Source organism: Micromonospora sp. NPDC050686 (assembly GCF_040654475.1).
In the GTDB taxonomy this organism is placed as follows: domain Bacteria; phylum Actinomycetota; class Actinomycetes; order Mycobacteriales; family Micromonosporaceae; genus Micromonospora.
This window is the reverse complement of the sequence record NZ_JBFAID010000022.1, coordinates 50,150-75,609: the sequence shown is the minus strand read 5'-3', so window position 1 is coordinate 75,609 and position 25,460 is coordinate 50,150. Positions and strand designations below refer to the sequence as shown.

The following is a 25,460-nucleotide window of genomic DNA, read 5'->3' as shown; positions in this document are numbered from 1 at the left end:
CAGCGGCTCGAACGAAGGGTGCGACGCGCGGCCCAGAAGGTGACCGGTCAGCCCAGCCGGTCGAGGAACTCCCGCGACCGCCGCAGCACCAGCTCCGCCGCCGCCGCGTCGTATGACGGCAGCGTGCGGTCGGTGAACAGGTGCCCGCCGCCCGGGTAGGTGAACACCTCCGCCAGCTCGGGCCCGGCGACCTCGACCAGCTCCCGAGCCGCGTCGAGGTCGCCCTCCAGCGCGAAGAACGGGTCCTTGTCCATCCCGTGGATCTGCACCGGTACCCCGGCGGGCCACGGGCCGACGGCCCACTCGCCGGTGACGGGGAGGCACGCCTCGTAGAGCAGCGCACCGCGGGCGCCGGGCCGGGTCTGGGCAAGCCGTTGGGCGATGGCGGCGCCCCAGGAGAAGCCGGCGTAGACCAGCGCGTCGGGCAGGTCGGCGGCGATCCGGTCGGCGCGCTCGTCGAGCACGTCGCTCCCGATCCGCTTGGTGATCGCGAAGCCGTCCTCGAGGCTCGCCGCCATCCCGCCGTCGAACAGGTCCGGCGTGTGCACGGCGTGCCCGCCGGCGCGCAGGTCGTCGGCGAACGCCCGGACGCCGTCGGTGAGCCCCTGCACGTGGTGGAACAGCACGACCTCGATCATCTCTACACTCCTGTTATCGGACCACGCCACTCGAATGAACCAGAATTCTAGAACGGTCGAAAAATGTCGGTCAACAGGCAGATCCCGGACTACGACCTCGACGACATGCTCGTCGTCACCGCCACCGAGCAACTGCGCGCCCTGGCCGATCCGCTCCGCGAGACCCTGCTGGAACTGCTGCTCGAACGGGCCGCCACGGTCACCGAGTTGGCCCGCGCCGTCGACCGGCCGAAGAGCAGCGTCGCGTACCACGTGAACCTGCTCGTCACCGCCGGGCTGCTCCGGGTGGTGCGCACCCGGCGGGTGCGCGCGATCGAGGAGCGCTACTACGGCCGGGTGGCCCGCACCTTCTACGTCGGCGCGCTCCACCAACCAGCGGACCGGCAGATCGTGGCCGGCATCAACGGCGTGGCCCAGGCGGCCGCCGAGTCCGCGGCCGCACACGCCGCCGACGACCTGCGGTGCACCCTCGTCCACGCCCGCATCCCCGTCGAGGAGGTACGCAACTTCTGGGCCGAGGTCCAGGAACTGGCCCGCCGCTTCGCCCAGATCCCCCGCTCCGGCGACCAGGTGTACGGCTTCGTCGCCGGCCTCTATCCCACCGACGCCCCCACCCTCCCCGAGGCCGAGGAGGGCCGGGCCGACTGAGCACGCGGCGGCACACCCTACCGGCGTACGCCCACCCCGCCGTAGCCGTGCGACACCCCGGCCTGCGGTTCCCCGTCGGGCCGCCACTGGGCGAGCTGGACCAGGCCGGGCGGGACCAACTCGTACCCGGCCAGGAAGCGCTCGGTCTCGGCGTACGTGCGGGGCGTCAGCGGCGCGCTGCTGCGCTGGTAGACCGCCTGCCCCTGCGCCGCGGCCACGGGCGGGACGCCGTCCAGGGTCAGGTGGGACAGCACCAGCATGCTGCCCGGCACGGTGGCGTCGCGCAGCCGGGCCACCGCCGCGTACGGATCGTCGGCGTCGGGCACGAAGTGCAGCACCGCGACCAGCAGCACCGCGACCGGCTCGCGCAGGTCGATCAGGCGGCCGACTTCCGGGTCGGCGAGGATCTCGCCGGGCCGGCGCAGGTCGCCCCGGATCGCCGCGGTGCGGTCGTCGCCGGGCAGCAACCGCCGGGCGTACGCCACGGCGACCTCGTCCGAGTCGACGTAGACCACCCGCGACTCCGGCGCCACCGCGCGCACCACCTCGTGCACGGTGCCCTGGGTGGGCAGGCCGGCTCCGACGTCGAGGAACTGGCGTACGCCCTGCTCGGCGGCGTACCGGACGGCCCGGCGGAGGAACGCCCGGTTGGTCTGCGCGGCCACCCCGGTGTCCGGAAAGATCTGCAGCACCCGCTCGGCGGCCTCCCGGTCGGCGGCGAAGTTGTGGCAGCCGCCGAGGTAGTAGTCGTACATCCGGGCGACGTTCGGCCGCGCCTGGGCGTCGGTCGGGCTGGTCGTCGGCTCATTGGACACGCGGGCTCCCTCCGGCACGCCACTGCTGGCGTCCCCTGTCTAGCACCGCCGGCGCCCCGCGCGCTGACCCGTACGTCACCGGGCCACCCCCGTGCCGTGCCGGCCGGCCCTGTCGTTGATCCGGCTGCACGGGCCGCGGGCCCCGGCCCACGGTGAGGGCACCGATCGTCGAGGAGGGATGCCGATGACCCGTCAGCGGGAGACCGTGGAGGTGGACCCGGCCCTGTTCAGGGCCGTGTACGACTCACCCGCCGCGCTGCCCGGCGCGCATCGCTGGACCACCGGCGAGCACGACGTACGCCGGATCGAGAAGCTGCTGAACATGCCGCCGGGCAGCATCGGCGCACCGCTGTGGGTCAGCGGTGACACCCCGGACTGCCCGAAGTGCGGCCGCCGGGTCAACTGGCTGGACATCGTCTCCTCGGCGCTGTCCGCGGTGCACGACCGGAACATGATCGCCACGGTGATCCTGGGCGACCGGAAGTACGTCAACACCGAGGTGCCGGACGCCATCGCCGGGGTGCACTGCGTCGACTGCCGCACCCGGATCGAGGGGCTGCGCAGCTTCAAGTGCCACAACTGGGCGTACGCCTTCGAGGCGCTGGAGGCGGTGCGGGAGCGGATGGCCGGCGGCCCGGTCCCGGCCTGACCTGCCACCCGCCCGCCGCGCCTCAACCCAGCAGGACGGCGGCGATCGTGCCGAGCACCAGGTACGGCCCGAACGGCAGGTGGCTGGACCAGCGCACCCGACGCGCCAGCAGCAGCGCCAGCGCGACCACCCCGGAGAGCACGCAGGCCAGCGCGGGCCCGACCACCAGCAGCGGCCAGCCGTACCAGCCGAGCAGCGCCCCCGCGCTCAGCGCGAGTTTCGCGTCGCCCAGGCCGAACCCGCGCGCACCCAGCAGCAATGTGGTGCTGGCGAAGAAGAGGGCGAGCAGGGCGGCGCCGGCCACCGCGCGCAGCCACGGCCCGGGACCGGGGCCGGTGGCCGCGGCGAGGCCGAGCAGCGCCCAGGTGCCGGCGGCGGCGGGCAGGGTCAGCCGGTCGGGCAGCCGGTGCACGGCGACGTCCACGAAGCAGAGCGGCACCGCCCAGCCGAGCCACCAGGCCAGCGCGAGCCGCCCGGCCGGCGGTCCGTCCGCGACGGCCACCACCGCCAGCGCCAGCACCAGGGCGGCCTCGACGGTCCACGGTGGCGCGCCGACCCGCCGCCGGCAGCCGGGGCAGCGGGCCGCCGGGCCGAGCGCCGGCCACGGCCGGTCCAGCCGGGTCGGCGCGCCGCAGCCGGCGCATCCCGCCCGGTCCGGCGACCCCGCGGGTACGGCGTACCGAGCGACCGCGAGCCGGCAGGCGGGGGCGACCGCCAGGGCGGCGAGCAGGGCGGTGGCCCGGCGGGTGGCCGGGGCGGGGGCCAGCGAGGTGGACACGGAAAGTAACCTCACGATCGCTCAGGTGTGGCGGATGGCGCGAGAAACGGCGCTCCGGGCGGCTTGGGTCGGCGGCGGCCGGGCGCCGTGGCCGCCGACCGTCGAGCCCGGCCGGCCGGGGTGACGGATCGGACCAACGCCATCGATCGACCCCATACCTCCGGCCGGTGACGGCGCGGTTCGCGGCAAACCGGCCCAACCTGCCGGACCGGGCCGCGACCGGCGGGGCGCAAGCCCGGAACGCCCGGTTCGCGCACCGCCCGCCACCACCTTTCATCACTCTGCGCATTCGAATGAATTGCCTCTGTTGCATCGGCGGACGTCAGCCTATGCTCGCCCCTTGGGTACGACGCAACCCCGACAACCGGCGTCGCGGACCACAGGAGACATCGACTTTCCACACCTGGCAGAAATTCCACAGCCGTAAATGCGGAGACGCGCCTTTCCGGCCCGGCCGACCCCATCCGGGCGCGCTTCCGCATGCCCGGAACCGCACCATCCCGCAGGTCGCCGGGCTGCCATCGAGGAGGACCGGCGTTGCGCGTACGGCATTCCCGCCACCGGGCGGCCTGCCTGGTCGTCATCGCCGCCGTCGGGATCACCGGCGGGTGCGGTGGTGCGCCGGAAAACGCCCCCGGCCCCGTGTCGGGCGCGGCGGCCGCGGCCCACCCCCCGGCCGACGCCGCCGCCGAGGCAGCCGCGGAAAAGGCAGCGCTCGCCGCCTACTCCGGATATCTGGCCGCCTCCGGCACGGCGAGCCGGCGCGGCGATCCCCGTCATCCGGAACTGACCCGCTTCCTGGCGGACCCGCTGCTCACCCGGGTCCGGCTGGCCATTCGTGAGGCGAAGGAGCACGGCGCGATGCGTACCGGAAAACTCGTCTCCGATTCCACCGTGACCTCGGTCGACCTGGCGGCGGAGCCCCCCACCGTGGAGATCCAGGACTGCCTGGACGCGACCGGCTGGCGGCTGGTCTACGCCCGGGACCGCAAGCCGGTGCCCGGCTCCCGGGGCGGCCGCTGGCTGTCCACCGCGACCGCGACCCGATTCCCGGACGGCCGCTGGCGGATCAGCGCCGGCCAGACGCACCAGGACCAGCCGTGCTGACCTGGGGAGGAAGAGGCGCCCCGGCTCGGCGGGTCAGGGCCGGGGCCGCCCGCCGCCCGGCGGCCGGCGCGCTGCTGGCGCTGCTGCTGATCCTCGGCGCGGCCGGCCCGGCGATGGCCCGGGCCGGCGGCCCGGACGTCAACTGCCCACCCACCCAGTACGACTGCGACATCTGGGACGACGACCCCGGTGACCCGGGCGGTCCCGGCGGGCCGGGTGGCGGTGGCAACGGCGGCGAGACCGGCGGCGGGGGCGGCCCGGCCGCGAAGTGCCAGTGGAACGGCCGGCCGCTGCCCTGCTACGACGAGTTCCTCGGCTGGTTCAACAACGGCGACGGCTGCTACTACAAGCTGGCCGAGCCGCAGCCCAGCGTGGTCGAGGGCAAGCAGTGGTACGTCCAGACCTGCAACGGCGGTGACCTCGGCGCCCAGGATCAGGTGCTGCTGGACGCCGCCCCGGCCGGCTTCGAGGCGCCGCCCGACCCGGCCGAGCTGGCCCGGCAGGCGCTGGCCTCGATCCGGCTGCTGCCGCCCCGGCTGAAGGTGGCCCCGCGCCGCAACACCGGCCCCGGGCTGGTCGGCCTGCCGGTCTGGATGTGGGCGAGTCCCGGGCCGAACTACTTCGGACCGCTGCACGGCAGCAAGAGCGACCGGGGGCTGACCGTCGAGATCAGCGCCAAGGTCGACCGGATCGTCTGGGACATGGGCAACGGCGACACGGTCACCTGCGACGGTCCCGGCACCCCGTACGAGGTGGACGGTCCACGGGCCGGGCTGACCTCGCCGGACTGCGGATACGACGACGGCTACCGGGCCACCGGCACGTACCGGATCAGCGCCACCACCCACTGGACGGTGAGCTGGTCCGGCGGCGGTGAGAGCCAGAGCTTCCCGCTCACCCGGACCAGCAACGCGGTGCCGATCGAGATCGACGAGCTCCAGGTGGTGACCGGGTGAGGAGCCCGGCCCGCCCGGCGGCGAACGGAGATGACGCGATGACCCTGGCGACGCAGCACAGCACCGGCCCGGTGGACGCGCCGGTCGCCCCGCCGAAGGTGCTCCGCCAGCGCCGGACCCGGCCCGGGCTGCTCGGCCTGGCCGTGCTGCTGATCGCGCTCGGCGGGCTGGGCGCGGCGTTCGCGGTCACCTCGGTCCGGGCCACCGGCAGCTACCTCGCGGTGGCCCGGCCGGTGGAGGTGGGCCGGGTGCTCGGCGCCGACGACCTGGTCCCGGTGCAGGTCGCGGGCGGGCAGGGCCTGGCGCCGGTGCCGGCGGCGCGGATCCGGGACGTGGTCGGCAAGCGGGCCGCGGTGTCCCTCGTCCCCGGCACCCTGCTGACCATGGGCCAGCTCACCGAGGCTCCGCTGCTCGGCCCCGGGCAGCAGCAACTGTCGCTGGGCCTCCCCCCGTCCCGGGTGCCGGCCCGCAAACTGCACCCCGGCGACAAGGTGCTGCTGGTCGCCACGCCGGCGAAGAACGACGACGGCGCCGCCCGGGCGACCACCCGGTTCCCGGGGACGGTGATCGACACGTACACCCCGAAGAGCGGCGACGTGGTGGTCTACCTGGCGCTCACCACCCGGGACGTGCCGGCGGTGGTGGCGCTCGCCGCCCAGGACCGGGTGGCGCTGGTGCTGACCGAGGCGGCCTGAGCATGGCGATCATCGCGCTGGTGTCGGCGAAGGGCTCGCCGGGCGTCACCACCTCGGCGCTGGCCTGCACCCTGAGCTGGCAGCGCCGCCTGGTGCTGGCCGAGTGCGACCCGGCCGGCGGGTCGATCCTGGCCGGCTACCTGGGCGGTGCGCTGGACGGGCCGCGCGGCATCGGCGAACTGGCCGTCGGCGAACTGCGCGACGGCAACCTGGAACAGGCGTTCTGGTCGCAACTGGTCGACCTGGACGCGCCGAAGCGGGAACGGCTGCTGCTGCCCGGCGTGGTCGACCCGGTCCAGGCCGGCAGCGTCACCCCGCTCTGGCAGCGGTTCACCGACTTCTTCGCCGACCTGGAAAAGGGCCACCCACCGTACGACGTGCTGGTCGACTGTGGCCGGTTGCCGGTGGTCGGGCCGCCGTGGCCGCTGCTGCGCGCCGCCGACGTGGTGCTGCTGGTGACCCGCGCCCAGTTGCCCGGCCTCTCCGACACCCGGGCGATGATCCGGACGATCGAGCGGGACTTCGCCGAGCACCGGGTGCCGCCCGGCACGCTGCGGCTGCTGGTGGTCGGGGACGGGCACGGCAACGCCGAGATCGCCAAGGCACTTGGCGTACCGGTGATCGCCCGGCTGCCGGCGGATCCGCGTACCGCGCAGGTGCTCAGCCTCGGTGGCACCGTACGCGCCGGGCGGCCCCTGCTGCGCGCGGCCGCCGCGCTGGAGACGCCGATCCGGTCGATCCTGGACCAGCGGCGGGCGCGGCTGGCCTGGCCGGCCGTCGCCCAAGGGGTGCCGGATGCGGTTTGAGCCGGTCTACCACGACCCGCGCGGGGAGCAGCCGGGCGCCGCGTCGATCGTGCCGCCGGTCAACGGCCGCTACCCGCACGCCACCGCGCCGATGCCCGGCCAGCCGGTCGCCGTGCTGCCGCCCGCCCCGCCCGAGGCGGCGCGACCCCGAGTGGACTTCGCGGTGGTCCGCGAGCTGCGCCGGGAGCTGAGCGAACGGCTCGCCCTGTGGCAGCGGGGCCGGGAGTTCGACCCGGACGAGGAGGAGGTCGAGCGGGCCCGGCTGGCGGTCGCGGTGGTCTCCGCGTACGCCGACTCGGTGCGCCGGGCCGGCACCCCGATGCCCGCCGGCGAGGAGCGGCTGCTGCTCGACCAGGTGACCGCCGAACTGGTCGGGCTGGGCCGGCTCCAGACGCTGCTGGTCGACGAGAGCATCGAGGAGGTGCACATCCTCGGCTGCGACCAGGTGCGCGTCACCCGGCACGGCGGCGGGGTGGACTGGCTCGAACCGATCGCCGACAGCGACGACGAGCTGGTGGAGATCCTCCAGGCGGCGGCCCGCCGGGCGGGGGCCACCGAGCGTTCGCTGTCCACCTCCAAGCCCACCCTGGACCTGCAGCTGCCCGACGGCAGCCGGCTGGCCGCCGTCTTCCTGGTCAGCCACCGCCCGTACGCGGTGATCCGCAAGCACAACACGCTGGACGTGAGCCTGGACGACATCGCCGGCGAGCGGCCCGACCTGGACGAGATGATCGACCCGCTGCTGCGCGACTTCCTCCGCGCGTCGCTGCGGGCCGGGCTGAACATCATGGTCGCCGGGCTGGCCGGGGCCGGGAAGACCACGGTCATCCGGGCACTGATGGACGAGATCCCCGCCGACGAGCCGTACGTGCTGCTGGAGGAGAGCCGGGAGCTGCTGCCCACCCGGCGCGGGCTCAAGCACCGGGCGGTGATGAGCTTCGAGGCCCGGGAGGGCCACGGCGAGCGCGGGGCGGACGGCCGGCCCGCCGGCGAGGTGAGCATCGCCGACCTGATCCCCGTCTCGCTGCGGATGGGCGTGCTGCGGATCATCGTCGGCGAGGTCCGCTCCCGGGAGATCGTGCCGATGCTCCAGGCGATGACCACCAGCCGCGGTTCGATGTGCACCATCCACGCCCGTACCCCGGCCGGGGTGAGCGAGCGGATCATCGAGCTGGCGCTGGCCCACGGCCGGGAGATGACGGTGGAGCAGGCCCGTCGGATGGCCGGCAACGCCCTGGATCTGATCGTCTACGTGACGGTCGAGGACGAGACCGCGATCGGCGGCCGCAAGCACCGCTTCGTCTCCCACCTAGAGGAGGTGATCGGCGTCGGCGAGGGCAACCGGATCACCACCACGACGGTCTTCGGCCCCGGGCCGGACGGCCGGGCCGTCCCCCGCCACCTGCCCGAGCGGGTCCGCGACCAACTGCTGCGGGTCGGCTACGACGCCCGACGGTTGACCCGGTTCATCGAGGCCGGGCAGGGCGCCTGGCGGCGTCCCCGGCGCAGCCGGCTGGCCGACCGGGGGGAGAGCCGATGACCAGCGACATCGAGCTGATCGCCATGGTCTCCGGCGCGGCCTGCGTGGCCGGTCTGGTGCTGGCGGTGGTGGCCCTGGTCGGCACCCGCCGGCCACCGGGTCCCCCGCCCGGGGCCCGGCGTCCGCTGCGCGGCCTGTGGTCGGGGCCCGGCGGCAACCCGCGCGAGCAGCGGCGGCACCGGCTGCTGGTCGGCGGCGCGCTGCTGGCCGGCGCGCTCGCCTTCCTGCTCACCGGGCTGCCGGTGGTGGGGCTGCTGGTGGCGGTCGCCGTGCCGGGCACCCCGTGGCTGCTCGGCGTGGGCAAGGCCGAGCAGCGGGCCATCGAACGGATCGAGGCGGTCGGCGAGTGGACCCGCCGGCTCAAGGACGTCTCCGCCACCGGGCAGGGCCTCCAACAGTCGATCGTCGGCACCATCAACACCGTGCCGGAGGAGATCCAGGACGAGGTACGCCTGCTCGCCGCCCGGCTCCAGGCCGGCTGGCTGGCCCGCTCCGCCCTGCTCGCCTTCGCCGACGAGATCGGTGACCCGGTCTGCGACCAGGTGGTGGCCGCGCTGATCCTGCACCTGACCGACCGGGGCGAGCGGCTCGGTGACGTGCTCGGCTCGATCGCCGCCGCCGCCGCAGCCGAGGTGGCCACCCGGCGGGAGATCGAGGCCAAGCGCACCCAACCCCGGTTCGCGGTCCGGTTCCTGACCGGGATGACCCTGGCCACCCTGGCGTACGGGCTGGTGAACACCGAGTACATCCGGCCGTACGGGACGCCGGTGGGGCAGCTCGTGATGACCTTCCTGGGGGCCGCCTTCGTCGGCCTGCTGGTGTGGGTGCGGTCGATGAGCCAGCCGCCCCGGCCGGCCCGCTTCCTGCCGACCCCCGACCCGGCGGAGGTGATTGCGTGAGCGCGAGGAGTGAGCTTGCGAGCCCCGCAGTCGCGAACGAAGGGGGGCTCGCGTGAGCGCGCTGTTGAACTGGCAGCTGAGCCTCGCCGTGGTCGGCGGCTCGGTGGTCGGGCTCGGGCTGTTCCTGCTGGTCCGGGAGGCGATGCCGGCGGCGCCGGCGCTCGGTCCCGCGCTACGCCGGCTGCACCAGCCACCGGGCGTCGGCCCGGTCGCCCCGACCGCGCGGCGGCTGGAGTGGCTGGGCGGGTTGTCCCGCTGGCTGCGCCCACCGCACCGCCAGCTCGCCCTGATCGACCGGACGCCCGAGCAGTACACCTTCTCGCTGCTGCTCTCCGCGCTGATCGGCCTGGCCACCCCGGCGGTGGCCGGGGCGGGACTGTTCCTGATGGGCGTCCGGCTGCCGGTGGCCGTGCCGGTGCTGGGCAGCCTCGGCATGGCGGCGTTCGCCGCCGTGCTGGCCCACCGCGCGGTACTGACCCGGGCCGACGCCGCCCGCGAGGAGTTCCGCCAGGCCGTCTGCACCTACCTGGACCTGGTGGCGTTGCAGCTCTCCGCCGCGCACGGCCCGGTGCAGGCCCTGGAGCGGGCGGCCACGGTCTGCGACGGCTGGGTCTTCGACCGGATTCGGGAGTCGCTGCGGATCGCCCAGATGCAGATGCACTCGCCGTGGGACGAGCTGCGCGACCTGGCCGACCGGATCGGCATCCCGGAGCTGGGCGACGTGGGCGCGATCATGCGCTCGTCGGGCAGCGAGGGCGCCCAGGTCCACGAGACGCTGCGCAGCCGCGCCGACTCGCTGCGGGACCAGATCCGCACCGACAACCTGGCCCGCGCCGAGGGCATCACCAGCCGGCTGGACATCCCCGGCGCGCTGCTGGTCTTCGTCCTGCTCGGCTTCGCCGTCTATCCGTTCATCGCCCGACTGTGAGCAACCCTGACAGAAGGAGTACGCCATGCACCTCTTCGCCTACCTGCACGCGGCGCTGAGCGCGCGGCTGGCCGAACTGCGCCACACGGGTGAGCGCGGCGACAGCCCGGTGCCGACCGCCGTCATCATCTTCGGCCTGGTCGCCGCGGCCATCGTGGTCACCGGCCTGGTCATGACCCGGGCCACCGACTGGATGGACTCGGTGCCGGAAGCCCCGGCCGGCCAGTAGGTACCGCACGATGCGCCGAGCCCTCCCCGCCGGCCCCGACCGGGCGACCACTGCCGGGCCGGTCAGTGCGCCTCGCGACGACCGGGGCGCCAACCCGGTGGAGCTGGCGGTGGTGATGCCGGTGGTCTTCGTGCTGCTCTTCGGCTCGATCCAGGTGGCCGCCTGGTTCGTGGCCCGGGCCACCGCGCTGAACGCGGCGCAGAGCGCGGTCACCGCGCAGCGGGTCTACCAGGCGCCGCCGGGCGCGGGTGAGCAACGGGCCGTGGCGTTCCTGACCGCCGCCGGGGACTGGCTGGTCGGCTGGCAGGATCCGGGGCCGGCCTGCGTCACCGAGGACAACCAGGTGACCTGCACGGTCACCGGGACGTCCCTGTCGGTCGTACCGGGGGTCAGCTTCGCCGTGCGGCAGACCGCGCACGGCACGGTCGAACGGTGGACCGTCCCGTGACGGGGCGCGCCGTACGCGGCTCGGTCTCCATCGAGGTGGCGGTACTCGCCCCGGCGTTCATCGCGCTGCTGGTGCTGGCCGGGGTGGCGGGGCGTACCGCGATCGCGCAGGAGGCGATCGGCTCGGCGGCGCACGACGCGGCCCGGGCGGCGTCGATCTCGCGGAACGCCGACGCGGCGCGGGACGCCGCGACCGAGGCGGTCCAGACGTCGCTGGACTGGCAGCGGCTGAGCTGCACGGGCGCGCCGCAGTTGGCCTTCAGCGGTTCGGTGGCCGGCATCCCGACCAGCTTCGACGCGGCGTTCGCCGGTGGCACGGGCACCGTCGCGACGGTCACCGTGCGGGTCAGCTGCGTCGTCTCGTACGCCGACATCCACCTGTCCACGGTGCCGGGGATGCCCGACGGCACCACCGTGTCAGCGACCTTCACCTCCCCACTGGACCGCTACCGGAGCCGGGGATGAGGCGGGCGGCCACGCCTGGCGGTGGGCCGGGCGCGGGTGACGCCGGCCGGATCAGTCTCTTCCTGGCCGCGGCGATGACCGGTGTCCTGGTGGTGATCGGGTTGGCGTTCGACGGGGCCGGTCAGCTCCGGTCCATGCAGCGCGCGGACAACCTCGCCGCCGAGGCGGCCCGTTCCGGCGGCCAGGCCATCGACCGGGCCCGGGCCATCGCGGGCGGCCCGAAGGAGATCGACGAGGACGCGGCGCGGGTGGCCGTGGCCGGCTACCTGACCGTCGCGGACGTCGACGCCCACACCGTTACGTTCCCGGTGGTGGACGGCGAGAAGCGGGTCCGGGTCCGGGTCACCGTGACCTACGACCGCTACCTGCTCGGCCTCTTCGGCTTCGGCAACACCGTCACCGTCTCGGGCGAGGCCACCGCCCGGACGATCACCGAGGAACCGTAGGAAGGAAGGCAGCCATGGCCGCATCCCGTGGTTCCGCCGTACGGCGGGTCGGGCAGGTCCTCACCGGGTTCGGCGCGCTGGTCGTGCTCTGTGCAGTGCTGGTCGGGGCGCCGGTGGCGCTGCTGGCCCTGGCCGGCAATCCGCTGCCCGACCACGTGCCCACCCTGGCGGAGATCGGCACCACGCTGACCAGTCGGGACGACGGCCAGCTCTTCCTGCGGGCGCTGGCGGTGCTGGGCTGGTTCGGCTGGGCGACGTTCGCCTTCTCCGTACTCGTGGAGCTGGTGGCGCAGGTGCTGCGCCGCCCGGCGCCGAAGCTGCCCGGGATGCGCCGCCAGCAGCGGGCGGCGGCGGCCCTGGTCGGCTCGGTCGCGCTGATCCTGGCCGCGGCCCCGGCGGCGGCGAGCGCGGCCACGGTGGCCGCCGCGCCCCACCCGGCCATGGCGTCGGCCGGTCCGGCCGTGGCATCGGCCCATTCGGCCCTGGCTGCTGCGGGTCCGGGCGTGGCGACGAGCGGACCGGGCGTGGCGGCGGGCGGGCCGATGGGCCGGTCGTTCGCCGGGCCTGCCGCCGCGGGCCTGCCGCCGCGTGCCGGCGCCCCGGATGGGCCGGCGACGACCCCGGTCTACCGGGTGGCGCGCGGCGACTACCTGGGCGAGGTGGCCGAGCGATACCTGGACGACTTCGAGCGCTACCGCGAGGTGGCGGCGCTGAACCAGCTCCCCGACGCGGACCGGATCCAGCCCGGCCAGTTGATCAGACTGCCCGCCCGCGCCGACGACGGCGGGGTACGCCGGCACGCCACCGGACACGTGATTCCGGCCGGCTCGACGCTGCGGAAGCCGTCGCCGGCCACGGAGTCGTCGCCGCCCCGGAAGCCGTCGCCGCACCCGCCGGCCGCCTCCCCGACCGCCCCGCGCACCGCGCCGACGCCGGACGAGCGGGCGGTGCCGGGCGAGACGACCCCTGGCGCCCCGACCGACGCGGGCGGAGCGACGAGCGTGGGTGGGCCGGCGAACACGGGTGGGCCGGCGAAGGACGGTAGGGCGGCGAACACGGGCGTCCCCGGCGGACACGCGGACCCGGCGGACCCGGGCGGGCAGCCAGCCGGCGCCCCACCGGCGATGGCAGCCGGGGCATCCCGAGCCGGCCAGGACGACGGGATGAACCGGCCGCTCGCGGTCAGCGCGGTACTGGCCGTGGCGAGCATCGTGGGCGCGCAGATCGGCGCGGTGCTCGGGTTGCGCCGCCGTCCCGGCCGCGCCCTGGCCAACGGTCGGCACCGCCGCGACTGAGCCCGGCCGAGTCCGGGCATCGCGATGCCGCCGGCCCGGTCACCCCCGCAGGCCGTTACGCCGGCCGGGCCACCTGCCCCATCAGTGGCCCGGCCGGCGTCACTCCGGCCGGTCACCTCGCGGGCCGGCCACCCGGCAAGCCGTCCCGCCGCCGGCCCGGTCACCTCGCCCGACGGTGGCCCCGCAAGCCGTCCCGCCGCCGGCCCGGTCACCCCGCCCGACGGTGGCCCGTAGGCAGCCACCCCGCTGACGGCCGGCCCGCCGGCCGGTGGGCACCCTTGTTCGCGCCCTACCAACTTGATGTCGTAAACGAATCACTGCACCGAGATTCGGGCGGAGCACCGCACGGGCGTGGCGGAATCAACGCTGGTGACGGCCTCGCATCGACCCCCGGCAGGAGGCATCGACCTCCGTCGTGATTCGTCTGTGACATCAAGTTGGTAGGCGCCGAGAAGCACTCCGTGGCCTCGGACCGGCTGTCCGCGGATCTCGGGTCGCGGCGGCCAGGGCAGGCGAAGGGCCAAGCGCGGAGGGCCAAGGGCGAAGGGCCAAGGGCAGAGAGCGAAGGGCGGCCACGCGAGGCCAGGGAAGGCCACGGACAGCCAGGCGAGGCCAGGGAAGGCCAGGGAAGGCCAGGCTCCGGACCGCCGTCCGAGATCCACCAGTGACGGCCGGCGGGCCAGCGGGGCAGGGCAGGCGGGTCAGGGCAGGCGGGTCAGGGCAGGCGGGTCTGGAGCACGCCGCCGACCACGCGGGTCGGCAGGACCTGCTGGTCGGTGCCGGACGGCCCGTGCACCACCTCGCCGCCGTTGAGCCGGAAGGCGCTGCCGTGCCACGGGCAGACCACGCAGGCGTGGCCGTCGATCTCCCGTACCTCGCCCTCGCCGAGCGGCCCGCTCTGGTGCGGGCAGCGTTCCAGCATCACGGTCACCTCGTCGCCGTGCCGGTAGAGGATCACCGAGACGTCACCGACCTCGCAGGTGACCAGCTCGCGCTGCGGCAGTGACGCCAGGTCGGCCACCGGCTGCCATTCGTCGCCCATCCGGTGCAGCTCGGAGACGCTCTGGCTGACCTGCGCCCCCTGCTTGTACGCCAGGTGCCCGCCGATGTACGCCCCCGCGCTCGCCGCACCCAACCCCAGGTACGCCAGCGCGCGGCCGGTCCCGTGCCGGCCGTTCAGCCGGGCGGCCAGCGAGCCGGCGTAGAGCGTCAGCCCGATCGCGTTGGCTGCGGCGTGAATCAGGCCGATTCGGCGCTGGTCCCGGGACAGGCCGGCCCAGTCGTTGAGGCCGGCGACGGCACTCGGCACCGCGCTGGCGGTGCCGAGCGCCACCAGCGTGGTGGCCGCGCGTCGCTGGCCGGGGAGCAGGTCGAGCACCGCGGCGCTGATCCAGGCGCCGACCGGCACCTGCACCATCGCCGGGTGCAGCGGGTGACCCAGCGGCACCCCGTGCAGCAGGTCGCGGACCCGCTGGCTGCGCAGGGTGGACTGGACCCGCCGCTGCAGCCGGTCGCCGATCCGGTCCAGCCGGCTGTCCTGTTCCAGTTTCGTCATCAGCGCTCGCACCTTCTCCGACTTCCCGACAGGAGCGGGCGCAAACCGGGCGACGGCGCCTTTCTCGCCCGTCACCCGATCGGGCACCAGCCGCGCGACACGCCCACAGCATCTGGTGTGGTGGCTTTTGGGACACCACTACATCTAGGATCGATTCACTGCTGGTGCGACCCGTCCGACGGGTCCGCCAGGCGCGGTGCCCGCCAGGCGTCCGCGCCGAACAGGGAACCCGGTGCGAGTCCGGGACTGCCCCGCAGCGGTGAGCGGGAACGACCGCCGTCACGAAGCACTGGGCCCGACGGGGCCCGGGAAGCGACGGCCAGTAGGCCACGCGTGCGAACGCGTACGCCCGCGAGTCCGAAGACCTGCCAGCAGGGCGCGCCCGCCGGGTGCGCGTTACCTCGGGGCCTCGTGGGAGGGCCGTCGAGCCGCAGTGGATCGTCGCCGGCACACCGACCGGCGGTGATCCGGCGTGCCGTCGTGCCCTGCCGCGGTCCACACCGACGACCCAGGAGAGCACGTGACGGCGTCATCCACCCTGCTCCACCGGCACCACCACGACCTGCCCGACACCGACCCCGAGCGGATCCTCGCGCTGGTCGCGTCGGGGCGTACCGCCCGGGCCGACGCGGCCGAACTGACCGAGCTGGCGATCTCGGCGGCGGCCGGACTGATCGCCGAGGAACCGGCGTACGCGAAGATCGCCGCGCGGCTGCTCGCCACGCGCCTCGCCGCCGAGACCGACGCCCAGGGCATCATGCGGTTCAGCGACAGCGTCGCCGCCGCGTACGCCGAGGGGTTGCTCGACCCGGACTTCGCCGGCTTCGTCGCGACGCACGCCGACGCCCTCGACGGCCTGGTCGACCACGCGGCCGACGACGCGTTCGAGTACTTCGGCCTGCGGACGGTTGCGGACCGCTACCTGCTGCGGCATCCCACCACCCGGGCGGTGCTGGAGCGCCCGCAGCACTTCTGGCTGCGGGTCGCCACCGGCCTGTCCGACACGGTCGCCGAGGCCGGCGCCCTCTACCGGCTGATGTCCCGGCTGGCCTACCTGCCCAGCTCGCCGACGCTGTTCAACGCCGGCGCCCGGCACCAGCAGCTCTCCTCCTGCTTCCTGGTCGACTCGCCGCGCGACGAGCTGGACTCGATCTACCAGCGGTACACCCAGATCGCCCGGCTGTCGAAGTTCGCCGGCGGGATCGGCGTCTCGTGGTCCCGGGTGCGTTCGCGGGGGTCGCTGATCCGGGGCACCAACGGCCGCTCCAACGGCATCGTGCCCTGGCTGCGCACCCTGGACGCCAGCGTGGCGGCGGTCAACCAGGGCGGCCGGCGCAAGGGCGCCGCCTGCGTCTACCTGGACACCTGGCACGCCGACATCGAGGAGTTCCTGGAGCTCAAGGACAACACCGGCGACGAGGCCCGGCGTACGCACAACCTGAACCTGGCCAACTGGGTGCCGGACGAGTTCATGCGCCGGGTCGAGACGGACGCGCAGTGGTCGCTGTTCGACCCGAAGGAGGTGCCCGAACTGGTCGACCTCTGGGGCGACGAGTTCGACGCCGCGTACCGGGCGGCCGAGGCCGCCGGCAAGGCCGTCCGCACCGTGGCGGCCCGCACCCTGTACGGGCGGATGATGCGCACCCTGGCGCAGACCGGCAACGGCTGGATGACGTTCTCCGACGCGGCGAACCGCACCTGCAACCAGGTCGGCAACGGCGGCGGGGTGGTGCACCACTCCAACCTGTGCACCGAGATCCTGGAGGTGACCAGCGACGACGAGACGGCCGTCTGCACCCTCGGGTCGATCAACCTGGCCGCGCACCTGACCCCGGACGGGGTCGACTTCGCCACGCTGGGCGGGACGGTGCGGTTGGCCGTGGGCGCGCTGGACCGGGCGATCGACCGGAACTGGTTCCCCACCGAGGAGGCGGGCACCGCGCACCGGCGCTGGCGACCGCTGGGGCTGGGCGTGATGGGGCTGGCCGACGTGTTCGCCGCGCTGCGGCTGCCGTTCGACTCGCCGGAGGCGCTGGCCCTGTCCACCCGGATCGCCGAGGAGATCGCGCTGGCCGCGTACGACGCGTCGGCCGACCTGGCCGCCGCGAAGGGGGCACACCCGGCGTACCCGCTGACCCGGGCGGCCGGCGGGGTGCTGCACCCGGACCACTGGCCGGACGCCCGGCCGACCCGCCCCGACGCGTGGGCCGCGGTCCGGGAGAAGATCGCGCGGCACGGGCTGCGCAACTCGCTGCTGGTGGCGATCGCCCCGACCGCCACCATCGCCTCGATCGCCGGCTGCGCCGAGTGCGTGGAGCCGCTGGTGTCCAACCTGTTCAAGCGGGAGACGCTGTCCGGGGAGTTCCTCCAGGTCAACCGGCATCTGGTGGCGGACCTGAAGCGGCTGGGCCGGTGGGACGCGGCGACCCGGGAGGCGATCAAGCAAGCCGACGGCTCGGTGCAGGACCTGGACCTGCCGGCGGAGCTGAAGGCGCTGCACCGCACCGCGTGGGAGCTGCCGCAGAAGGCGCTGATCGACCTGGCCGCGGCCCGCGCGCCGTACGTGGACCAGTCGCAGTCGCTGAACCTGTTCCAGGCCAACCCGACCATCGGCCGGCTCTCCTCGATGTACGCGTACGCCTGGCGGGCCGGCCTGAAGACGACCTACTACCTGCGGTCCCGCCCCGCCACCCGCATCACCCAGACCACGGTAAGGAAGGGCCCCTTCTTAACGCCTCCGGTAGAGCAGGGGCCCCCTATCAACAACTTGATCTCGCTCGGGGCGAGCGAGATCGAAGCGAGCGACGACGACGCGGTCGCCTGTTCGTTGGAGAACCCGGAGATCTGCGAGGCCTGCCAGTGACCATGCTCCTCGACCCCGGTATGGACCTGACCCTGCGACCGATGCGCTACCCGGACTTCTACGAGCGGTTCCGGGCCGCCATCCGCAACACCTGGACGGTGGAGGAGGTGGACCTGGCCTCCGACGTACCCGATCTGGCGAAGCTCTCGCCCGGCGAGCGGCACCTGGTGCACCGCTTGGTGGCGTTCTTCGCCACCGGCGACTCGATCGTGGCGAACAACCTGGTGCTCAACCTCTACCAGCACGTCAACGCGCCCGAGGCCCGGCTGTACCTGTCCCGCCAGCTCTTCGAGGAGGCGGTGCACGTCCAGTTCTACCTGACCCTGCTGGACACCTATCTGCCCGACCACGAGGAGCGGGCGAAGGCGTTCGCGGCGGTCGAGCACATCCCGTCCATCCGGGACAAGGCGGAGTTCTGCTTCCGCTGGATCGACTCGATCGGGTCGCTGGACCGGCTGGCGACCCGCGCCGACCGGCGGGCGTTCCTGCTCAACCTGATCTGCTTCGCCGCGTGTGTGGAGGGGCTGTTCTTCTACGGCGCCTTCGCGTACGTCTACTGGCTGCGCTCGCGCGGCCTGCTCCCCGGCCTGGCCACCGGCACCAATTGGGTGTTCCGGGACGAGTCGATGCACATGGAGTTCGCCTTCTCGGTGGTGGACACGGTCCGCGCCGAGGAGCCGTCGCTGTTCGACGCGGAGCTGACCGCCCAGGTGCGGACCATGCTGGACGAGGCCGTCGCGGCGGAGCTGGCCTTCGCCCGCGACCTCTGCGGGGACGGGCTGCCGGGGATGAACACCGCCGACATGCGCCGCTACCTGGAGTACGTCGCGGACGCGCGGCTCGCCCGGCTCGGCCTGCCCCCGGCGTACGGGTCGGCCAACCCGTTCCCGTTCATGGAGCTTCAGGACGTGCAGGAGCTGACCAACTTCTTCGAGCGCCGGGTGTCGGCGTACCAGGTGGCGGTCGAGGGGACGGTGGCGCTGGACGAGGCGTTCTGAGGCCGGCGGGTGTCCCTGGAGCCGACCCCGGGGACACCCGCCTCGCGCCCTACCAACTTGATGTCGTGAACGAATCACCGGGCGCGGGCCCAGGCCAGGAACCGCTCGGTCAGGTTCGCCGGCACGACGTGCCCGTTGAGCTGGGCGAGCTGCCCACCGGCCTCCGCCATCAGGGTGCTCAGATAGACCAGCAGAGCGGTCCGGTCCGCCCGGTACTCGACCAGCAGCGCGAGCCGCGCCGGTTGGCACGGCCACTCCGCGCCGCACGCCCGGCACCGCCACAACGGCCGCATGGGTACGTGCGGACGGGCCGGCCGGCTCACCGGAGGCCGCCGTTGCGGCGCCACCCACCGGCCCGCCAGCGCTGCGCCGGGGTGAGGTTGCCGGCGCGCCCGGGGCCGAGGGTCGGGAAGACCTCGGTGGGCTGGGCCGACCAGCTCGGCCCCTCGTTGTGCGGGCTTCGCGGACGCGGAATGTGGACGGACGCGACGGGCGTGCGCCGCCGCCAGAACCAGAAACTCACCGAGCCTCCTTCGGGAGTTGGGGGGGCCGCCCCGACTCACCGGGGCGGCCCCGCTGCTGACGCCGGCCGCCGGGCTTCGCCTCCACCGGCCGCGCCGCCTCATCAACACCCTCGCGCGGGTGATGGAACAAACACACAGCGTTGCGGTAGGTTCGGCAGACGTTCGGGACGTCCATATGGGAGGCAGGATGAACCACGGGCTTATCGCGGCAATGGCGGAGGCGGGCGAGACTGCCGAGTCGCTTGCAGGTCAGGTGGGTGTTGATCCCAAGACGGCGCAGCGGTGGGTGAACCCGGGACGCGTGCCGCAACCCCGTCACCGTTCCCAGGTCGCGGCAATCCTTCACCGGGACGTAAAGGACCTCTGGCCGGACGTCTTGAAGCGGCGAGAGCCGGCGTGGTTCCGCCCCTGGGCGGACATCGAACGGGAGGCGGTCGCGCTACGGGCCTACCAGCTCGCCTGGGTGCCGGGCCTGCTTCAGACGGAGGCGTACGCCCGAGCCACCCTCACCGGAGAGGCGCTGACCGCCCAAGAGGTGGACGAACTGGTGGCGGCCCGGCTGGACCGTCAGTCGATCCTGCGCCGTGATCGCCCGCCGCTGCTGATCGCCGTCATCGACGAGTCGGTCCTTCGCCGAAGTGCCTACGGTGACCGGGGACTCATGTCTGAGCAGTGCACGTTCCTTGCCGAGTGCGCCGAGCTTCCGTCGGTGCAGGTGCACATCGTGCCGGTTGACGTCGGCATGTACTCGGGACTGGGTGGCCCATTCACCATTGCCGAACTGGAGGGCGGCGGCCGGGTCGCGCACGTCGACAGTCAGGCGCAGGCGCAGATCCTGGAGCAGAGCGCGGAGTTTGCTAACCTCGATCGACGGTGGGAACGCATCCGAGGCGAGGCCCTGCCCCGCGGACGTTCCCTGGATCTGCTCAGGGAAGCGGCAAGATCATGGACCTGACCGGCGCGCGTTGGCGGAAGAGCACGAGGAGCGGCAACAACGGCGGCGACTGTGTAGAGGTCGCCGACAACCTGCCCGGCACCGTCGCGGTCCGCGACTCCAAGGACCCCGCCGGACCCGTACTCACCTTCCGCCCGGCCGCCTGGCGCGCCTTCCTCACCGAGCTGCCGACCGATTCGTCTACGTCATCAAGTTCATAGGCGCGAAAGCACGGAGCCGAGGCCCAGGCCGACCGCGGACGGCGGCGGGTAGCCGCCGCGCCGGGCACCCGCCATGCTGGGCGGATGAGCGTACGGGTGGAGCGCGCCGGGCCGGTGACCACGGTGATCCTGGACCGGCCGGCGGCCCGCAACGCCGTCGACGGCCCGACCGCACGAGCGCTGGCCGACGCGTTCCGCGCCTTCGACGCCGACCCGGCGGCGGCGGTCGCGGTGCTCTGGGGCGCCGGCGGCACCTTCTGCGCGGGCGCCGACCTCAAGGCGATCGGCACGCCCAGCGGCAACCGGGTCGAACCGGAGGGCGACGGCCCGATGGGCCCCACCCGGATGACACTGTCCAAACCGGTCGTCGCCGCGATCTCCGGGTACGCGGTGGCCGGCGGCCTGGAGTTGGCGCTCTGGTGCGACCTGCGGGTGGCCGAGTCCGATGCCACGCTCGGGGTCTTCTGCCGGCGGTGGGGCGTGCCGCTGATCGACGGCGGGACGGTCCGCCTGCCGAGGCTGATCGGCCAGAGCCGGGCGATGGACCTGATCCTCACCGGCCGGCCCGTCGCGGCCGACGAGGCGTACGCGATGGGGTTGGTGAACCGGCTGGTCGCGCCGGGTGCGGCGCGGGCGGCGGCCGAGCGGCTCGCCGCCGAGATCGCCCGGCATCCGCAGGCCTGCCTGCGCAACGACCGGGCCGCGATGCTCGCCACCACCGGCCGGCCCGAGCCGGAGGCCCTCGCGGTCGAGCTGGCCTACGGCCTGGAGTCGCTGGCCGCGGACGCGGCGGACGGCGCGGCCCGGTTCGCGGCGGGCGCCGGCCGACACGGCGGGACCATCGGTTAGAAGCAGGCAATACATTTACGACGAGCACGCCGCCGCTGACAGCGCAATAGATCGGTCAACTAGGCGACAATTCAGCAGCGGTCGACCTCTATTACCTTCTAGTCCCACTAGAGTCGCTTCAGTGCCCGGTGACCCTGTGCTTCTTTCCGTCGTCAACTCTTGGGGGCCGCCGATACTGTTGGCGTTCACGGCAGTCGCCCTAGCCATTCCTATCAGTAGGCGATTGGCCGACTATCGCAGGTCGCCCTCCCCAACAGCTAACGCCTGGAACGACACGCGCGCGGACCAGCTGGAGCAAATCGTCAGAATCGCCGCGAGCATGAACAGCTACAGCGTCCATGCACGACAAGATCCGCGGGTACGCCTCCAAGCACCACACGAGATAACGGGTAGAGAATTTGAGTCTGCAGCTCGCGAGGCGTCTGAGGCGCTTCGGTCGGGCAACGTCGTCACGATCGACCTCCGAATGCTACCCCCGAACGACGCGGTCCATTTGGTGAATTTCTGCAGCGGGATGGCCTCCATTTCAAGGGGGTGGATTTTCCGAGTAACAGCTGACGTCATTGTCGTGACACCAAAGTCCTAGCTTTAATATGCAAACAAGGAAGGCACCTTGGCCACCACAAGGGAGCAACTACTCACCCTCAACCACCAAGTGCGCGAAACCGAACACGATTTGAACGTTGCACGGCGTCGCCATCGATGGTCGAACCTTTCTCTAGTATTCGGACCTCTCCTAGCACTACTCCTGTACTCACTGCTCTGGATTCCCGGCATTAGCGATAACATCCTGCTCGCGATCTGCATCCCAGCGATACCAGTCGCAATCTCTTTCTGCGTCGCCTCCTACAGGCTGAAGCGCCAACCCGGAGGCCCTGCAGATGAAGGCGGAAAGAGGTTAACCGAGGGCGAGTTGGAATTACAACTCGCACGCCTTCGCGAGTTTAGAAAAGATCTCTTGGCGAACGCCGACGTACCCGCCAAGGTCCGGCGCATCACCTACAAGGAAGATGCCTACGCCGACATTGACCAACTGAGGTCCGAAAGCAAACACTATCGCCGGATCAATAACTTCCTGCAGGGATTCCTAATTATCGGCTCGCTAGCAGCCACCGGCGCCTCCGGGGTTGCTACGGAACTTACGCAAGTACGTTGGCTGATTCTGGTGATTACCTTCGCAGTCGGCATCTCAAGTGGATTTATGGGGTACTTCAAGTACAAGGAGCGCAGCTTCTATCTACAGCAAACCGCCGACGCGATTGAACACGAGTGGGAGGCGGTAGAAATTGGGGTGGGGCGTTACAAGCGTATCGAAAACGAAGATGAGGCACTCGCAGAGTTCGTAGAGGAAGTCCACCGGCTGAAGTCCGAACAGAAGAAGCGCCAACAAAACCTGGAACAGCCACCTGAATCTCGCAGTCCTACCGATTAAAGCAGACGCCTAGCACTAGGATATACGCGATAGGTCTACTTCAAATTGTGCAGCGCGTCCTCGATGGCCCGGTGGAACGTCGGGTACGCGTAGATCATGTGCCGGAGCTGGCTGACCGGCACCGCCGCGTGCACCGCCACCACCAGCCCGGAGAGCACCTCGCCGCCGGCCGGGCCGACGGAGGTGGCGCCGACCAGCACGCCCTGGTCGGCGTCGGCGACCAGCTTGATGAACCCGTCGGCCCGGTGGATCCAGCCCCGGGTCGACGAGGACAGCTCGGTGAAGCCCACCTGCACGTTGATGCCGCGCTCGCGGGCCTGCTGCTCGGTGAGGCCGACCGCGCCCACCTCCGGGTCGGTGAAGGTGACCCGGGGCAGCGCCCGGTAGTCGGCCACCGGGACGCTGCCCGGCGCGACGCTCGACCCGCCGGCGCTCATCGCCCCGCCGACCGCGCTGACCACCCCGGCCGCGCCGCCGACCACGCTGGCCGTGCCGCTGGCGTCCGGGCCGCCCCGGGTACGCCGCACGTGGTCGAGCACGTCGGCGACCACGATGGCCGCCTGGTACATGGCGATGTGGGTGAACGCGCCCTCACCGGTGAGGTCGCCGACCGCCCAGAGCCCGTCGGCGGCGTGCATCCGGCCGTTCACCGGCAGGTAGCGCTGCGAGCAGTCGATGCCCACGGTGTCCAGGCCCAGCTCGTCCAGGTGTGCCCGGCGGCCGGTGACCACCAGCAGCTGGTCGCCGGTGAACTCCCGCCCGTCGGCGTGCACGGTGAACGCGGAACCGTCGTGGCTGACCCGCTCCGCCCGCACCCCGGTCTCGATGGTGACGCCGTCGGCGCGCAGCGCCTTCGCGGCGACCTCGGACGCCTCCGGCTCCTCGACGGCGAGCACCCGCTCCGCCGCCTCCACCACGGTCACCCGCACCCCGAACCGGGCGAAGACCTGGGCCAGCTCCAGCCCGATCGCGCCGCCGCCCAGCACCAGCAGCGAGCCGGGCAGCTCCTCGACCTCGATCGCCTGGTGGTTCGTCCAGTACGGGGTGTCGGCCAGCCCGTCGATCGGCGGGACGGACGGGCGGGTGCCGGTGCCGACCACGATCCCGTACCGGGCCTGGAACATCTGGTCGCCGACGCGTACCCGGCCGGGGCCGTCGAGCCGGCCGGCGCCCCGGACGAACCGGCCGCCCTTGCCGGTGAACCGGTCCACCGCGGCCCGGTCGTTCCAGGTGTCGGTGGCCTCCTCGCGGATCCGCTTCGCCACCGGCGCCCAGTCCGGCCGCACCTGCGCGGTGCCGGCCAGCTCGTTGACCCGGTGCGCCTCGGCCACCGCGTTCGCCGCGCGGATCATCATCTTGCTGGGAATGCAGCCCCAGTAGGGGCACTCGCCGCCGACCAGGCCCCGCTCGATCCCGACGACGGTGAGGCCCGCCTCGGCCAACCGCCCGGCCACCTCCTCGCCGCCGACCCCGAGCCCGACCACGACCACGTCCACCAGCTCCGGCTCCGCCATGCCGCCAGCATTCCGTACCGGGCCGCCCGGCGCGACCGCTCGGCGCGGCAATTCCCGCCGCCGGCGACCGGTCCGATCGCCTAGGGTGTCCGCGTGCAGTCACGGTTCGCCCCGGTGCGGGACACCTTCCACGACCTCTTCGCCGCCGGCCGGGAGACCGGCGCGGCGCTGGCCGTCTGGTACGACGGCACGCCCGTGGTGGACCTGGTCGGCGGCACCCGCGCGGCGGTTCCAACCGGCGCGACCGTGCCGGCCGTCGGGGCGGACCACCCGTGGCAGCCGGACACGCTGGTGAACGTCTACTCGGTGGGCAAGCCGGTGGCCGCGCTCTGCCTGCTGATGCTGGTGGACCGAGGCCGGGTCGGCCTCGACGCGCCGGTGTCGGCGTACTGGCCGGGGTTCCGCGCCCCGGCCACCGTCCGGCAGGTGCTCAGCCACACCGCCGGCCTGCCCGCGTTCCCGGTGCCCCGGCCCGCCGAGGCCGTCACCGACTGGGGGTTGCTCTGCGCCGACCTGGCCGCCGCCGACCCGGAGTGGGAGCCGGGGTCCGTCGCGGGCGAGCACGCCTGGACGTACGGGCATCTGGTGGGCGAGCTGGTCCGGCGGGTGGACGGGCGGACGGTGGGGCGGTTCCTGGCCGAGGAGATCGCCGGGCCGTGGCGGCTCGACCTGGCCTTCGGGCTGGGCGCGGCCGACCAGCGGCGGTGCGCCGACCTGTCGTACGCCGATCCGGGCTGGCCGGACGCGACGGCGGGTGAGCCGGGGTCGCTGCGCGCCCGGGCGCTGGACAACCCGCCCGGCGGGCGCGACGTGGCGGTGGTGAACGGGCCGTCGTGGCGCTCCGCCGAGATCCCGGCGGTGAACCTGCACGCCACCGCCGCCGCGCTGGCCCGGCTCTACGCGGGCCTGCTGGCCGGCGGCACGCTCGACGGGGTACGCCTGTTCGACCCGGACCTGGTCGCCGAGGCGACCCGGGTGCAGTACGACGGCCCCGACCTGGTGCTGGACCGGGCGGCGCACTGGACGCTCGGCATGCAGTGGGAGCCGGACGGCAGCTGGGGCATGGGCGGGATCGGCGGCAGCAGCGCCTGGGCCGATCCGGAGCGCGGCTACACCTTCGCCTACGTGACGTCCCGGCTGGGCGCCCACGACCGGGTCGACGAGTTGGTGGAGGCGCTGCACTCCTGCCTGTGACGGCTCAGGCTGTCCGGGTGGTGTCGACGCAGCGT

At 73.2% G+C, this 25,460-nt stretch carries 29 protein-coding genes and 1 riboswitch; of the genes, 22 read left to right on the top strand and 7 right to left on the bottom strand.

Features of this window, described 5'->3' with window-relative positions:
* Window positions 1-47 precede the first annotated feature (47 nt).
* Window positions 48-638: a dienelactone hydrolase family protein gene (locus AB0H57_RS16915; protein WP_357507292.1), complete on the bottom strand. Its 591-nt coding sequence runs from the start codon at window positions 636-638 to the stop codon at window positions 48-50.
* A 63-nt stretch (window positions 639-701) separates the two neighbouring features.
* Between AB0H57_RS16915 and AB0H57_RS16910 the strand changes: the two genes are divergently transcribed.
* Window positions 702-1,286 carry a helix-turn-helix domain-containing protein gene (locus tag AB0H57_RS16910; RefSeq protein ID WP_357507290.1) on the top strand — a complete coding sequence of 195 codons (585 nt, stop codon included), beginning with the start codon at window positions 702-704 and terminating at the stop codon, window positions 1,284-1,286.
* 17 nt (window positions 1,287-1,303) lie between these two features.
* Here the strand turns inward: AB0H57_RS16910 and AB0H57_RS16905 are convergent, their stop codons facing one another.
* Window positions 1,304-2,101 carry an SAM-dependent methyltransferase gene (locus tag AB0H57_RS16905; protein WP_357507288.1) on the bottom strand — a complete coding sequence of 266 codons (798 nt, stop codon included), beginning with the start codon at window positions 2,099-2,101 and terminating at the stop codon, window positions 1,304-1,306.
* Window positions 2,102-2,285: 184 nt separating this feature from the next.
* Between AB0H57_RS16905 and AB0H57_RS16900 the strand changes: the two genes are divergently transcribed.
* On the top strand, window positions 2,286-2,750 hold the full coding sequence (locus AB0H57_RS16900) for a hypothetical protein (protein WP_357507286.1): 465 nt from the start codon (window positions 2,286-2,288) through the stop codon (window positions 2,748-2,750).
* Between the two features lie 22 nt (window positions 2,751-2,772).
* On the opposite strand, the gene AB0H57_RS16895 is transcribed toward AB0H57_RS16900, so the two are convergent.
* Window positions 2,773-3,528 (bottom strand): A24 family peptidase, encoded by a 756-nt coding sequence (locus tag AB0H57_RS16895; protein WP_357507284.1) that lies wholly within the window; start codon window positions 3,526-3,528, stop codon window positions 2,773-2,775.
* A gap of 537 nt (window positions 3,529-4,065) precedes the next feature.
* On the opposite strand from AB0H57_RS16895, the gene AB0H57_RS16890 reads away from it, so the two are divergent.
* The 12 genes from AB0H57_RS16890 to AB0H57_RS16835 all read left to right on the top strand — a co-directional run bounded on the left by AB0H57_RS16890 (window position 4,066) and on the right by AB0H57_RS16835 (window position 13,341).
* Window positions 4,066-4,635 carry a hypothetical protein gene (locus AB0H57_RS16890; RefSeq protein WP_357507282.1) on the top strand — a complete coding sequence of 190 codons (570 nt, stop codon included), beginning with the start codon at window positions 4,066-4,068 and terminating at the stop codon, window positions 4,633-4,635.
* Between the two features lie 113 nt (window positions 4,636-4,748).
* The gene (locus AB0H57_RS16885; RefSeq protein ID WP_357507326.1) at window positions 4,749-5,591 is read left to right on the top strand and encodes a hypothetical protein; all 843 of its coding nucleotides are present in this window, start codon (window positions 4,749-4,751) and stop codon (window positions 5,589-5,591) included.
* 38 nt (window positions 5,592-5,629) lie between these two features.
* Window positions 5,630-6,286: an SAF domain-containing protein gene (locus tag AB0H57_RS16880; RefSeq protein ID WP_357507280.1), complete on the top strand. Its 657-nt coding sequence runs from the start codon at window positions 5,630-5,632 to the stop codon at window positions 6,284-6,286.
* 2 nt (window positions 6,287-6,288) lie between these two features.
* Entirely contained in the window at window positions 6,289-7,092 is an 804-nt protein-coding gene (locus tag AB0H57_RS16875) for a ParA family protein (protein WP_357507278.1), read from the top strand.
* Window positions 7,082-8,632: a CpaF/VirB11 family protein gene (locus AB0H57_RS16870; protein ID WP_357507276.1), complete on the top strand. Its 1,551-nt coding sequence runs from the start codon at window positions 7,082-7,084 to the stop codon at window positions 8,630-8,632. The genes AB0H57_RS16875 and AB0H57_RS16870 overlap by 11 nt, the downstream gene beginning before the upstream one ends.
* Window positions 8,629-9,531 carry a type II secretion system F family protein gene (locus AB0H57_RS16865; RefSeq protein WP_357507274.1) on the top strand — a complete coding sequence of 301 codons (903 nt, stop codon included), beginning with the start codon at window positions 8,629-8,631 and terminating at the stop codon, window positions 9,529-9,531. Before AB0H57_RS16870 ends, AB0H57_RS16865 begins: the two co-directional genes overlap by 4 nt.
* 61 nt (window positions 9,532-9,592) lie before the next feature.
* The gene (locus tag AB0H57_RS16860; RefSeq protein ID WP_357507324.1) at window positions 9,593-10,459 is read left to right on the top strand and encodes a type II secretion system F family protein; all 867 of its coding nucleotides are present in this window, start codon (window positions 9,593-9,595) and stop codon (window positions 10,457-10,459) included.
* 25 nt (window positions 10,460-10,484) lie between these two features.
* Window positions 10,485-10,688, top strand: coding sequence for a hypothetical protein (locus AB0H57_RS16855; RefSeq protein ID WP_357507272.1), 204 nt, complete (start codon window positions 10,485-10,487; stop codon window positions 10,686-10,688).
* A 10-nt stretch (window positions 10,689-10,698) separates the two neighbouring features.
* On the top strand, window positions 10,699-11,136 hold the full coding sequence (locus AB0H57_RS16850; protein WP_357507270.1) for a TadE/TadG family type IV pilus assembly protein: 438 nt from the start codon (window positions 10,699-10,701) through the stop codon (window positions 11,134-11,136).
* Entirely contained in the window at window positions 11,121-11,600 is a 480-nt protein-coding gene (locus tag AB0H57_RS16845; RefSeq protein ID WP_357507268.1) for a TadE/TadG family type IV pilus assembly protein, read from the top strand. Before AB0H57_RS16850 ends, AB0H57_RS16845 begins: the two co-directional genes overlap by 16 nt.
* Window positions 11,597-12,046, top strand: a complete 450-nt coding sequence (locus AB0H57_RS16840) for a hypothetical protein (RefSeq protein WP_357507266.1) — start codon at window positions 11,597-11,599, stop codon at window positions 12,044-12,046. The genes AB0H57_RS16845 and AB0H57_RS16840 overlap by 4 nt, the downstream gene beginning before the upstream one ends.
* Window positions 12,047-12,060: 14 nt before the next feature.
* Complete coding sequence (locus AB0H57_RS16835) at window positions 12,061-13,341, top strand: LysM peptidoglycan-binding domain-containing protein (RefSeq protein WP_357507264.1); 1,281 nt, start codon at window positions 12,061-12,063, stop codon at window positions 13,339-13,341.
* 715 nt (window positions 13,342-14,056) lie between these two features.
* Here AB0H57_RS16835 and AB0H57_RS16830 read toward each other — a convergent pair.
* Window positions 14,057-14,896 carry a Rieske 2Fe-2S domain-containing protein gene (locus tag AB0H57_RS16830; protein ID WP_357507262.1) on the bottom strand — a complete coding sequence of 280 codons (840 nt, stop codon included), beginning with the start codon at window positions 14,894-14,896 and terminating at the stop codon, window positions 14,057-14,059.
* Between the two features lie 219 nt (window positions 14,897-15,115).
* Window positions 15,116-15,263: riboswitch (cobalamin riboswitch) on the top strand.
* Between the two features lie 153 nt (window positions 15,264-15,416).
* Here AB0H57_RS16830 and AB0H57_RS16825 point away from each other — a divergent pair.
* Window positions 15,417-17,759 (top strand): ribonucleoside-diphosphate reductase subunit alpha, encoded by a 2,343-nt coding sequence (locus tag AB0H57_RS16825; RefSeq protein ID WP_357507260.1) that lies wholly within the window; start codon window positions 15,417-15,419, stop codon window positions 17,757-17,759.
* Between the two features lie 2 nt (window positions 17,760-17,761).
* On the top strand, window positions 17,762-18,757 hold the full coding sequence (locus AB0H57_RS16820) for a ribonucleotide-diphosphate reductase subunit beta (protein WP_357507322.1): 996 nt from the start codon (window positions 17,762-17,764) through the stop codon (window positions 18,755-18,757).
* Window positions 18,758-18,831: 74 nt separating this feature from the next.
* On the opposite strand, the gene AB0H57_RS16815 is transcribed toward AB0H57_RS16820, so the two are convergent.
* Window positions 18,832-19,050: a flavin reductase gene (locus AB0H57_RS16815; RefSeq protein WP_357507258.1), complete on the bottom strand. Its 219-nt coding sequence runs from the start codon at window positions 19,048-19,050 to the stop codon at window positions 18,832-18,834.
* A gap of 26 nt (window positions 19,051-19,076) precedes the next feature.
* Complete coding sequence (locus AB0H57_RS16810) at window positions 19,077-19,280, bottom strand: hypothetical protein (protein ID WP_357507256.1); 204 nt, start codon at window positions 19,278-19,280, stop codon at window positions 19,077-19,079.
* Window positions 19,281-19,468: 188 nt separating this feature from the next.
* On the opposite strand from AB0H57_RS16810, the gene AB0H57_RS16805 reads away from it, so the two are divergent.
* The 5 genes from AB0H57_RS16805 to AB0H57_RS16785 all read left to right on the top strand — a co-directional run bounded on the left by AB0H57_RS16805 (window position 19,469) and on the right by AB0H57_RS16785 (window position 22,717).
* Window positions 19,469-20,236 carry a DUF5753 domain-containing protein gene (locus AB0H57_RS16805; protein WP_357507254.1) on the top strand — a complete coding sequence of 256 codons (768 nt, stop codon included), beginning with the start codon at window positions 19,469-19,471 and terminating at the stop codon, window positions 20,234-20,236.
* Complete coding sequence (locus AB0H57_RS16800; RefSeq protein ID WP_357507252.1) at window positions 20,227-20,436, top strand: DUF397 domain-containing protein; 210 nt, start codon at window positions 20,227-20,229, stop codon at window positions 20,434-20,436. Before AB0H57_RS16805 ends, AB0H57_RS16800 begins: the two co-directional genes overlap by 10 nt.
* A gap of 84 nt (window positions 20,437-20,520) precedes the next feature.
* Complete coding sequence (locus AB0H57_RS16795) at window positions 20,521-21,285, top strand: crotonase/enoyl-CoA hydratase family protein (RefSeq protein WP_357507250.1); 765 nt, start codon at window positions 20,521-20,523, stop codon at window positions 21,283-21,285.
* Between the two features lie 319 nt (window positions 21,286-21,604).
* The gene (gene sepF / locus AB0H57_RS16790; RefSeq protein WP_357507248.1) at window positions 21,605-21,871 is read left to right on the top strand and encodes a cell division protein SepF; all 267 of its coding nucleotides are present in this window, start codon (window positions 21,605-21,607) and stop codon (window positions 21,869-21,871) included.
* Between the two features lie 27 nt (window positions 21,872-21,898).
* Entirely contained in the window at window positions 21,899-22,717 is an 819-nt protein-coding gene (locus tag AB0H57_RS16785) for a DUF4231 domain-containing protein (protein ID WP_357507246.1), read from the top strand.
* Between the two features lie 35 nt (window positions 22,718-22,752).
* On the opposite strand, the gene AB0H57_RS16780 is transcribed toward AB0H57_RS16785, so the two are convergent.
* Window positions 22,753-24,231, bottom strand: a complete 1,479-nt coding sequence (locus AB0H57_RS16780; protein ID WP_357507244.1) for an FAD-dependent oxidoreductase — start codon at window positions 24,229-24,231, stop codon at window positions 22,753-22,755.
* Window positions 24,232-24,324: 93 nt separating this feature from the next.
* Between AB0H57_RS16780 and AB0H57_RS16775 the strand changes: the two genes are divergently transcribed.
* Complete coding sequence (locus AB0H57_RS16775; protein WP_357507242.1) at window positions 24,325-25,425, top strand: serine hydrolase domain-containing protein; 1,101 nt, start codon at window positions 24,325-24,327, stop codon at window positions 25,423-25,425.
* The last annotated feature ends 35 nt before the right edge of the window (window positions 25,426-25,460 follow it).